We start from the raw sequence: 10,871 nt of genomic DNA, 5'->3' as shown, positions 1-10,871 counted from the left end.
TCTTTTAACAACTTCATTGCAAATTCCTTGTCGGCTATTGCAGCATACTGCTTTTTTGAGAAGAAGCCCGCCATTGATGTGAATTTTGACAATGACGGACAACTGTCTATTTTCTAATTTTATATCGAACTCACGTTATATTATTCAAAAAAGCACTTCGATATAGCAAAGGGAATACGTCAGGCTGAAGAACCCAAATACTACACAGTTCAAGAAGCGATGGAAAAATTCAAAATAACAAGAGATCAGCTATACCATTATACCAAGTATCATCAAATTCCCAAGATTAAAAAGGGGAAATATACTCTTATATCCAAACCTGAGCTCGATAATTTGTTTGAAGATCCTATCATTGAATAATCCCGGTATAAGTTATTTCCCGATGCAAAAGTGCTTAAAAATATTCCCCAGTACCTCATCCGTCTCAATCGTTCCACCCACAATTTCTCCCAAGTGATAAAGGCACTCACGAAGGTCTTGTGAAACCAAATCACCGGAGAGCTGTATGGCCAGTCCGTCTTGTACGCGGTGGATAGCTTCCAGCGCACGGCTTAGTGCTTCGTAGTGGCGGATATTACTTACCACCACATCGTTCTGCGACAGGTCGGGCAGGGCGGCAAAATCCACCAACTGTTTCTGAAGCTGAGAAAGTCCCTCTTTCTGCTTGGCCGAAAGGGAAAGCACACAAGCATCTTCCGGCAAGTCGGGGAGAGCTGCTTTCAGGTGGGCGAGTTGTTCATCTGCTGAATAATCTGCCAGTGAAAACAAATCTGCTTTGTTGAGGAGAATCACCAAGTGCTTGCCTTCGCAGCGTGGCAGAATCTTATCGGCTAACTGACGGTATTGTTCTTCGGCACAAGTGGCATCGATAACCCAGAGCACGATGTCAGCCTGGTCCAGTTTTTGGAAACTCCGTTCGATACCCAAACTTTCAATCGTATCGGTCGTTTCGCGGATACCAGCGGTATCGATGAAACGGAAAGTGATACCTCCCAGGTTCATGGTGTCTTCAATGACGTCACGGGTGGTGCCGTGGATGTCGCTCACGATGGCGCGCTCTTCGTTCAGGAGGGCATTCAGCAGGGTGGATTTCCCGGCGTTTGTTTCGCCAACAATAGCTACGGGCACTCCGTTCTTCAGGGCATTGCCTACGCTGAATGTATCTACCAAGTGATGAATGACTTGTTCTATCTGACGAGCGATGTCTTCCAGTTCCGAACGGTCGGCAAACTCCAGTTCCTCGTGGTCGCTGAAATCAAGTTCCAGTTCCATGAGGGAGGTGAGGTGGAGCAGCTTGTCGCGCAGGACAGCCAGTTCACGGCTGAATCCGCCGCGCATCTGGTTCATGGCCATACGGTGGGTAGCAGCGGAAGTGGATGCAATGAGGTCGGCCACGGCTTCGGCCTGGCTCAGGTCCATCTTACCGTTCAGGAAGGCACGCTGGGTATATTCACCCGGTCCGGCGGCACGACATCCTTGCTGGATGAGAAGCTGCATCACTTGCTGGAGGATATAGCTCGAGCCGTGGCAGGAGATTTCCGTGGAATCCTGACCAGTGTAAGAGTGGGGGGCACGGAAAAGGCTGACCAGCACTTCGTCGATGATTTCTCCTTCGGGTGTGAGGATATGGCCGAAGGTGAGGGTATAAGGTGCGCGTTCAGCTAATGGCTTGCCAGAAACGGACTTAAAGATGCGGTCGGTGAGGGTGATAGCTTCCGGCCCCGACACGCGGATTGTGCCGATGGCTCCGCCTTGAGCAGTGGCAATGGCACAGATGGTATCTTCAGTTTGTAATATGTTCACGTGTGTATGTCTTTTTAAAATCCTTGCAAAGATACGGTTTTCGGGTTACATCCGGAAGCGGAGCCGACAGATTTATGCAGGAAGGTAGAGGGTTTTCACTAGCAGGCTGACCACTTTTTCGAGGTATTCGCGGTCAGTTTCGTCGAATGTAGCCAGTTGGTCACTATCGATATCGAGCACACCCCGCACTTCTCCTGCGGCTATCATCGGCACGACGATTTCGGAACGGGAGAGGGAACTACAGGCGATATGGCCGGGAAACTGGTCTACATCGGGCACGAGCTGGGTACGGGCTTCAGCCCAGGCAGTGCCGCATACGCCACGTCCCTTCTTGATGCGGTAGCAGGCTACGCTGCCCTGGAACGGGCCGAGGTGAAGTTCGCCTTCGTGTACGAGGTAGAAACCTACCCAGAAGAATCCAAAGGCTTCTTTCAGGGCGGCACAGGTGTTGGCCAGTACGCTGATTTCGTTTTTCTCATCTTCAATCAGAGGGGTGAATTGTTCGAGGAACTGAGCATATCGTTGACGCTTGTCGGTAAGGGTGGATTTGAAACTTGCTTCCATGTAAGTGAGTTTTCAGACATAAAAACAGGTCCTCTCCCGAAGAAGAGAACCTGTTGATTCATAATAAGTTTGTTAGATTCTTTCAAGTACGACTTTAATCAGGTCGTCAATCTTGTTCTTGTATCCGGTGTTGGCTTCCTTGGCTACGCGGTTCGCAATGACCATGCACACGGTGGTGGCTTTATGGCCTTGCAGACGTGCCAGTCCGGCCAGTGCAGAGCTTTCCATCTCGAAGTTGGTGATACGGTGTCCCTGATACTCGAAACTTTCAATTTTCTCGTTCTGATGCGGGTCGGCCAGTGGAATACGGAGCTGGCGTCCCTGCGGACCGAAGAAACCGCCGCAAGCCACGGTCACACCACGTACCATGTCCGTACCGGCGATGCGGTCTACCAGTTCTTCGTTGGCATGAATCACATAGGGAGTCGGCGCGCAGAGATTGCCTGTCCAGCCTAAATGGTTGAGTAGGGCACGTTCCATCGGCAAGTCGCACACCGCGTTACGTCCTTCGTAGAAATTCAGGAGTCCGTCGAATCCTACGGAGATAGCGGAACAGATGTAGGTTCCTACAGGCGTATAAGGTTGCAGACCGCCGCAAGTGCCGATGCGCACGATTTCCAGCTGACGGAAAGTCTCGTTTTCTTCACGGGTCTGGAAATTGATGTTGGCAAGTGCGTCGATTTCATTCATTACGATATCTACGTTGTCGCATCCGATACCGGTGGAGGTTACCGTGATGCGTTTGCCTTGATAGGTACCCGTTACTGTACGGAACTCACGGCTTTCCACTTCGCATTCTTTGGTGTCGAAATGAGAGGCTACGAGTGCCACACGTCCGGGGTCGCCCACCAGGATAACTTTATCTGCCAGGCGTTCCGGTTTCACGTGGAGGTGAAACACCGAACCGTCTTCATTGATAATCAGTTCTGAGGGAGGGAAATACTTTTTCATATACGTTCGTTTCAGTTAGCAAGTTAAGTGTTTGTTTCTGTCTCTTTATTTGCCGATAGGCTCATGTCCGGCTGAATGTGCGTCGGGACGGGCAATGCTGCTCCGCATGTCGGTGTCGGCCTGAATGTTCTTCATCCGGTAGTAATCCATGATACCGAGGTTACCAGTACGGAAGGCTTCAGCCATGGCTTTTGGCACTTCGGCTTCGGCCTGAATCACGTTAGCACGGGCTTCTTCGGCCTTGGCTTTCATTTCCTGCTCCAGCGCCACAGCCATGGCACGACGTTCTTCGGCTTTGGCCTGAGCGATGTTCTTGTCGGCGTTGGCCTGGTCTATCTGCAAAGACGCTCCGATATTACGGCCTATATCGATGTCGGCAATATCAATGGAGAGAATTTCGAAGGCAGTACCGGCATCCAGCCCTTTACGCAGCACGAGCTTGGAGATGGAGTCGGGGTTCTCGAGTACCGACTTATGGTTCTCAGAGGAACCGATGGAGGATACGATGCCTTCGCCTACACGGGCCAGCACGGTGTCTTCACCGGCACCACCTACCAATTGGCGGATATTGGCGCGTACGGTCACACGAGCCTTGGCTATTAACTGGATACCGTCTTTGGCTACGGCCGTAACGGGAGGGGTATCAATGACCTTTGGATTGACCGACATCTGTACCGCTTCAAACACGTCGCGTCCGGCCAGGTCGATTCCTGTGGCCATTTGGAAAGAAAGGTCGATGTTGGCCTTTGATGCCGACACCAAGGCATGCACTACCTTTTCCACGTGTCCGCCAGCCATGTAATGGGCTTCCAGTTCGTCGCGTGTGATGGTACTCAGTCCGGCCTTGTGGGCTTCAATCATGGCAGGCACGATGACATAAGGCGGCACGTTACGGATACGCATCAAGAATAATTGGATGAGCGAAATCTTTACGCCCGACACCTTGGCCGAAAGCCAGAGAAAGAAGGGTACGTAGTGAAAAAATATGACCAGAAAGATAACGACACCTCCGGCCAGTATAAACGGAAGATAAGCGGGATTAATCATATAATTTAGATTTAAAAGTGAATACGATAAAAAAGAAGTTATGCCTGCTTCACGTAAACCGTGTTTTCATTGATGCGAACAATCTCTAGCGGAGTCTTTTCATCGATGAATCCGTCCGCTGATTGTACCTCGATGATGTGTCCGTTGAAATCGGCATTACCTATCAGGGTCAGGCGGGTCACGCTCATGCCCCGGTCACCAGGTTTCAGGTCCAGCCCTTTAAAAGGTGCAGGACGATAGTCTAGTGTTTTTTTTAATGACAAACGGTCCACGGTTTTCGAACGCATGAACCACCACGTTACGCCAATGATGCCCAGCAGAGAAACTCCCAGCGTGATGAATCCTGCCTGTGAACCAAGCGACGTAAAAGCGGAATAGATGGCATAAAGGATGCAGATAGCCGACCCGATTCCTGCTATGCTGATGCCGGGAATCAGGAAAACCTCAATACCGAAAAGTATCAGTCCGCCTACGATGAGTGCAATGATAATCAGTGTTTCCATGGTTATGTGAGTGTTTAAAGATTCTTGAGTGTGCGGATTTCCGTGTTCCGGATGTCGAGGGTCAGACGAGCTATTTCCTCGCGCAATTCCTTCACCCGTTTTTCCTGGTCTAGTATACCGGGAGCCAGCTTTCCTTTCACGTCATGGTTGCCTGAAGCGTACTTGGCACGTGAGTTGGAAAGGGCTTCGGTCATGGTGTTCAAATCTTTTTCCTTTTGCTGGAGCAACTGATACTTCTTTCGTGCATCAGCCGATCGGAAATCACTAAGGGTGTGATAGATAGCGTTATCGTCCACCACGAAACGGAAGTCACCTTTCTTCTGGGTCTCATTGCCTCCGTACATCACCTGTGCCAGTTGTTGCTTGGCGATGCGCACCTTGTCGGCATCGTTCCATGTATGGCGGATACCGTTCAGCATGGCAACGTTGGTCAGCAGCGCAGAATCGGTGGTGTCATAGTCGTATACCCGCTTGGAATTGTTGGGGGCAAACACGTACACGCAGACTCTTCCTTCCGGTTGATAGCGGTCGGAAGCAAACCAGCCCAAGTCGTTGAAGTCGTCGATGGCATACATGTAATCATTGAAAGGAGAGTTGAACGGTAATCCCATGTTGTCGGGCTTCAGGTAGCTTCCATCCTCTGCGTCATAGCGTGTGATGAAGATGTCGTACCCCCCCAGGCTAGCTTCGCCTTTGGCCGCAAAATACAAGGTAATTCCGTCGGAGTTCATGAACGGATAGTTCAGGTCGGTACCCACTTCTTCCAGTCCTTTGACTTTTTCTGGCACACTCCAGTCCCCGCCTAATGTAGCACTGGTGTACAGCACCTTCTGGTTGGTTCCCGGCAAACGGTGGGAGAGTATCTTCTTATCCTTCATGCCGTTAGTAAATTCCGTGCAGTCGCTTTCTCCTGTCAGACCGATTTTCCCAGATTCTTCATGGATTTTATAAGCTTCAAGAAAATTCGCTTTATCGACTACAAAACTGTCGATTACAGCTACATTCTCTACTCCTCTTATCATACGAGCTCCCATGCGGTAGCGATTCATCAAGCCTTCCACCTCAGAAGCATCACGATTTTTTCTTTCCAGCCAATAGATATGTTCTTCCAGGTTCTCAATGGCTTCATCAAAACGGTAGAGGTCAAAATAGGCCTTGCTCAGATAAAGAAAGCCGTTGATAACCTTTCGTTCGGCACTTTTCTCCAGATAAGGGAGTGATTCCTGCAATTCGCCGGTTTCGTAACAGCACGCACCGTACCAGAAATTGTAGTTGGCATTCGAGGGAGATTGTTTCGCCAGACGCTTGAATACGGGTTTGGCCTTGTCAAATTCTTTGTTGTTGAACCATTTTTGTGCCTGGCTCAAGGTCTGAGCAGAAGTTCCTCCTGCGCAACAAAGAACCAGCAGAGGAAGCAAATATCTTTTTTTCATCGTTTCTGTGTCTAAAAGTTTCTCAAATGTAGGAATATTCTTGGAATTATGCCATTTTCTGTTCCGCTATTTTTTATTCAGGCGGAACTTTTGTGCTTTTATTTTTGCGAATGTAGCAAATAATGTGCTATTGTCAAAACGTACGTTCCGGCAGACTTGATAAAAATATATAACATAACGCTGTGATTCGGGTGTTTTTCGTAAATTCGTCGCCGTTTTAACAGCATACCATATGGGAAAAATGACGGAAGAAGACCGCCTGATGCGTCGCATCAACCAGCGGTTCATGAAAGGAGTGATGAATTACAAGCTGATAGAAGAGGGCGACCGCATCCTGGTGGGCCTATCGGGAGGAAAGGACTCGCTGGCCTTGCTGGAGCTGCTGGCCCGACGGGCACGCATCTATAAGCCGAAATTTTCGGTGGTGGCGGCACACGTGGTGATGAAGAACATTGCCTATGAATCCGACCAGACTTACCTGCGTGAATATGCCGAAAGCCTGGGAGTGCCCTATGTATGTTATGAAACGGAGTTCGACCCGTCGACCGATGCGCGGAAATCGCCGTGCTTCCTCTGCTCATGGAACCGTCGCAAGGCACTGTTCACCGTAGCCAAGGAGCAGGGGTGCAACAAAATTGCATTGGGCCACCACATGGATGATATTCTTGAAACCCTGCTGATGAACATGACTTTTCAGGGAGCGTTCAGTACCATGCCGCCACGACTCGTGATGCGTAAATTCGACATGACTATTATTCGTCCTATGTGTCTGGTACATGAAGCCGACCTGAAAGAAATGGCAGTTCTTCGCGCTTTCCGCAAGCAGGTGAAGAACTGCCCCTACGAGAAAGATTCGCACCGTTCGGACATGAAAGAGGTACTGGCACGCCTGGAGGCCATGAACCCGGAAGCCCGTTACAGCCTGTGGGGAAGCATGAACAACATTCAGCACGATATGCTTCCAGTAGAGGAAAACGATTCACTCGAATAGGCCTCAGTCGGCAGAGTGAAGAACCACCTGTTTGCCAGACATGGTGACTTTTCCTTCGGCAATCAGTTCAGACAAGGCACGTGCCAGTGACGGACGTGCCACCCCCAGAATGAAGGCCACTTCCTGCTGGTTGTGGATGCCTCCGTGCATCTTCAGGTAGTTCAGCAGGCGAGACTTCAAACTTTGCAGGGCAAATTCGTTTAGCTTGCGGCTCAAGAACAGGCTCCGGTCGGAAATGATGGCGATAAAATTCCGCATCACGGCAGGCTGGGCATGCATGAAATCCTCAAAGCGTGTCCGGTCCATCACAAGCACTTCACAAAGTTCCGTCGCTTCCACGTTCACCGGGAAGCGATTCTCCGAGGCATAGATGAAAGCAGGCGCCAGAATATCGGGCGCCTTAATCCAGTCGATGGTGAGCTGCTTGCCCTCGGCATTCTCCATTTGTGTTCTCACGTTACCTTTTATCAGAATAAACAAGGAGCGGCACACGTCGCCTTGACGGGCAATAAAATCTCCTTCCTTATATATACGCAGGCTGTTGGGGGCCTCACGAAGCAACTGGAACAGTGCTTCCGCTTCGCATCCCTCAAACAAGCTCATTTGGTTCAAAACTTCGGTATGCATCTTTCTTTTAACTTTTCTTTGGTGTGTGTGTCACATAGGTGACAAAAATCCCGTGCAGGATTCCTCATCTTTGCGCAAACTTAATGAAAAATCAATAATAACCCAAGAAAGAATATGGAAGGAAATATGTTTTGTTACCAGTGTCAGGAAGCGGCCAAAGGCACTGGATGTGTGTTGAAAGGGGTGTGCGGAAAGAAAGATACCACCGCGCGTTACATGGATTTGTTGCTTTTCGTGGTGCGTGGTGTGTCGGTGGCTGCCGATACCTTGCGTACGAAGGGATACGAAGTGGAAGCCGGAACGAATGCCTTTGTCACTGATGCACTTTTCTCTACAATTACCAACGCTAATTTTGACGATGAAAGTATTCTGGCCCGTGTGCGCAAGGGATTAGCGTTGCGCGACTGCCTGAAAGCTTGTGCCGTGGATGCGGGTATTGCCTTGCCAGAAGTAGACGAACTGACCTGGTGCGGAGGAGAAGAGGAGTACCTTGCCAAATCGGCTTCTGTAGGCGTATTGAGAGAACCGAACGAAGACCTTCGCTCGTTGAAGGAATTGCTGATGTACGGACTGAAGGGAATGGCAGCTTACCATGAGCATGCCATGCGCCTTGGATTTGCCGACGAGGCCATTCATGCCTTTATGCAATCGGCTTTGGCACGTATTACCGTGCAGGCGATGGGAGCAGACGAACTGGTGGCTCTGGTACTTGAAGCCGGACAGCACGGCGTGCAGGTAATGGCTTTGTTGGACCGTGCCAACACCACTCGCTACGGTCATCCGGAACTGACAAAAGTGAACATCGGGGTGGGGAAAAATCCGGGTATCCTGATTAGCGGGCATGACTTGCACGATTTGGAGGAACTTTTGCGCCAGACCGAAGGAACGGGAGTGGACGTGTATACACATAGCGAAATGCTTCCAGGACATTATTATCCGGCTTTCAAGCAGTACAAACATTTTGTAGGGAACTACGGAAATGCCTGGTGGAAGCAGCGTGAAGAGTTTACGGCATTCAACGGCCCGATAGTGTTCACCACCAACTGTATCGTGCCGCCGCTGGAGAATGCGACTTATAAGAAACGGATGTTTACGGCCAACTCAACGGGTTATCCCGGATGCAAGCACATTGCCACTGACGCCGACGGACACAAGGATTTCTCGGAGGTAATCGCACTGGCCAAACAATGCCAGCCACCCGTAGAGCTGGAACAGGGAGAGATTGTCGGCGGATTTGCCCACAATCAGGTGATGCAACTGGCTGATAAGGTGGTAGAAGCTGTGAAGAACGGTGCTATCCGTAAGTTTGTGGTGATGGCCGGATGTGACGGACGCATAAAGAGCCGCGACTACTATGCCGACTTTGCCCAGACTCTTCCTAAAGATACAGTCATTCTTACGGCAGGTTGTGCGAAGTACCGTTACAACAAGCTTCCGTTGGGCGATATTCAGGGAATTCCCCGTGTGCTCGATGCCGGACAATGCAACGACAGCTACTCACTGGCCGTTATTGCCCTGAAGCTGAAAGAAGTCTTCCAGTTGAACGACATCAACGAACTTCCTATCGTGTACAACATTGCCTGGTATGAACAGAAAGCGGTCATCGTCCTGCTGGCCTTGTTGAGCCTGGGCGTGAAACACATCCACCTGGGACCTACCTTGCCGGCCTTCCTCTCACCAAACGTGGCCAAAGTACTGGTAGAACAGTTCGGCATCGGAGGCATTACTACCCCCGAAGCAGACATGAAGCAGTTCGGTATCAGTTGACAGCTTAATATGATTTCTCGTTAGCCAGATTCCAGGCATTGAGGAAAGAAGCCTTGGTAATTTCCACCACCTTCTCCCAGTTGATTTTCTCGGCATGGTCAGAAGGCTGGTGGTAATCCGGATGTCCGTCTGTGTGATACCAGATGATGGGAATGTCGTGTACGGCAAACGAAGCATTGTCACTTCCTCCCACCGGACGGTCCCACGGACGGTAATCCGGTTGTAGTTTCAGCCCGTAACGAGCAATGTCATCCTTGAGCCACTGGCCCAGTGCCGGATGCGCTTCCGTATAGAAATACACCACATGCTCAGGCTGTTCCGGACGATTGTTCCGGCCAATCATATCGAAATTTAGATAGCCTTTGATTTCCTTTACAAAATCGCAATGCTGCATAAAATACTTAGAACCTAAGAGTCCTTTCTCCTCGCCATCCCAGAATGCGATGATGACGTTGCGTAAGGGCTTCTTGCCACTAGCCTGAAAGGCACGGGCAATCTGCATCACGGCCGACACACCCGACGCATTGTCGTCGGCTCCGTTGTAGATTTTGTCACCTGCCAGTGTCTCGTCAATTCCCAAGTGGTCGAAATGTGCGCCTACTACCACATATTCATTGGCCCGTTCTCCCGGAATCATACCTAATACATTGGCCATACGGAGCGAACGGTGCGTACCTTGTTTCAACTGGGCAATGGAATCGGGATGTACCTGCCAGCGGCTTTTCTGCTGCCGTTCCTTGGCACAAGCTTCAAAAGGCTGGTAATACGAATCATCATACAGAGGAGCGACACCGGCTTCCTGAAGGCAGGAAACCAGGTAGCGGGCTGCCACGCGTGAGCCAGTCATACCAGCTTCACGTCCTAGTAATGCATCATCGGCCAGAAAGCCTACAATGGCCTCGGCAGAAGGACGGTTGATACTCTTCAGACCTTTTTCTACGGCGGTCTGTGCCTGGATGAAAGATGTACCGCTTGAGCCTATCGCACACATCAGTAGGAGAGAAGTGATTGTATTTTTCATAATGAAAGCAAAAATAGACAGAACTTATGAATTTCACAAACTTATATCCTTTATTCTTGGTATGACAGGAAACCGTACGGCCACGAAAAATACCTACAGTTAGGTATTGTGCCTCTCGGTCCGTTACCCTACTTTTGCATTGTAATAATTACAATTTTATAATT

10 protein-coding genes and 2 pseudogenes are annotated in these 10,871 nt (G+C 50.0%); 4 read left to right on the top strand and 8 right to left on the bottom strand.

Features of this window, described 5'->3' with window-relative positions; translation table 11 throughout:
* A pseudogene (locus tag ACMJ0U_RS05980) lies at positions 1-117 on the top strand (IS982 family transposase); the annotation flags it as partial.
* A gap of 12 nt (positions 118-129) precedes the next feature.
* Positions 130-360 (top strand): annotated as a pseudogene (locus ACMJ0U_RS05975) (helix-turn-helix domain-containing protein); the annotation flags it as partial.
* A gap of 12 nt (positions 361-372) precedes the next feature.
* On the opposite strand, the gene mnmE reads toward ACMJ0U_RS05975, so the two are convergent.
* The 6 genes from mnmE to ACMJ0U_RS05945 all read right to left on the bottom strand — a co-directional run bounded on the left by mnmE (position 373) and on the right by ACMJ0U_RS05945 (position 6,301).
* The gene (mnmE, locus tag ACMJ0U_RS05970) at positions 373-1,803 is read right to left on the bottom strand and encodes a tRNA uridine-5-carboxymethylaminomethyl(34) synthesis GTPase MnmE (RefSeq protein ID WP_417128838.1); all 1,431 of its coding nucleotides are present in this window, start codon (positions 1,801-1,803) and stop codon (positions 373-375) included.
* Positions 1,804-1,875: 72 nt separating this feature from the next.
* Positions 1,876-2,367, bottom strand: a complete 492-nt coding sequence (locus ACMJ0U_RS05965) for a GAF domain-containing protein (RefSeq protein ID WP_417128837.1) — start codon at positions 2,365-2,367, stop codon at positions 1,876-1,878.
* 72 nt (positions 2,368-2,439) lie between these two features.
* Positions 2,440-3,318, bottom strand: coding sequence for a nucleoside phosphorylase (locus tag ACMJ0U_RS05960; protein WP_417128836.1), 879 nt, complete (start codon positions 3,316-3,318; stop codon positions 2,440-2,442).
* Positions 3,319-3,363: 45 nt separating this feature from the next.
* Positions 3,364-4,365 (bottom strand): flotillin-like protein FloA, encoded by a 1,002-nt coding sequence (gene floA, locus ACMJ0U_RS05955; protein ID WP_417128835.1) that lies wholly within the window; start codon positions 4,363-4,365, stop codon positions 3,364-3,366.
* Positions 4,366-4,403: 38 nt separating this feature from the next.
* Entirely contained in the window at positions 4,404-4,868 is a 465-nt protein-coding gene (locus ACMJ0U_RS05950) for a nodulation efficiency protein D (NfeD) (protein WP_417128834.1), read from the bottom strand.
* Between the two features lie 14 nt (positions 4,869-4,882).
* Positions 4,883-6,301 carry a CDC27 family protein gene (locus ACMJ0U_RS05945; protein WP_417128833.1) on the bottom strand — a complete coding sequence of 473 codons (1,419 nt, stop codon included), beginning with the start codon at positions 6,299-6,301 and terminating at the stop codon, positions 4,883-4,885.
* Positions 6,302-6,533: 232 nt separating this feature from the next.
* On the opposite strand from ACMJ0U_RS05945, the gene ACMJ0U_RS05940 reads away from it, so the two are divergent.
* On the top strand, positions 6,534-7,292 hold the full coding sequence (locus ACMJ0U_RS05940; protein WP_417128831.1) for an ATP-binding protein: 759 nt from the start codon (positions 6,534-6,536) through the stop codon (positions 7,290-7,292).
* A 3-nt stretch (positions 7,293-7,295) separates the two neighbouring features.
* Here the strand turns inward: ACMJ0U_RS05940 and ACMJ0U_RS05935 are convergent, their stop codons facing one another.
* Complete coding sequence (locus ACMJ0U_RS05935; RefSeq protein ID WP_417128830.1) at positions 7,296-7,919, bottom strand: Crp/Fnr family transcriptional regulator; 624 nt, start codon at positions 7,917-7,919, stop codon at positions 7,296-7,298.
* Positions 7,920-8,033: 114 nt separating this feature from the next.
* Between ACMJ0U_RS05935 and hcp the strand changes: the two genes are divergently transcribed.
* Entirely contained in the window at positions 8,034-9,686 is a 1,653-nt protein-coding gene (hcp, locus tag ACMJ0U_RS05930) for a hydroxylamine reductase (RefSeq protein WP_417128829.1), read from the top strand.
* Positions 9,687-9,690: 4 nt separating this feature from the next.
* Here the strand turns inward: hcp and ACMJ0U_RS05925 are convergent, their stop codons facing one another.
* Complete coding sequence (locus ACMJ0U_RS05925; protein ID WP_417128839.1) at positions 9,691-10,677, bottom strand: M28 family metallopeptidase; 987 nt, start codon at positions 10,675-10,677, stop codon at positions 9,691-9,693.
* Positions 10,678-10,871 lie beyond the last annotated feature (194 nt).

The organism is Phocaeicola sp., assembly GCF_048170425.1.
Lineage (GTDB): Bacteria > Bacteroidota > Bacteroidia > Bacteroidales > Bacteroidaceae > Phocaeicola.
Note: the sequence above shows the minus strand (reverse complement) of the source record. Positions and strands in the feature narration are given on the sequence as shown.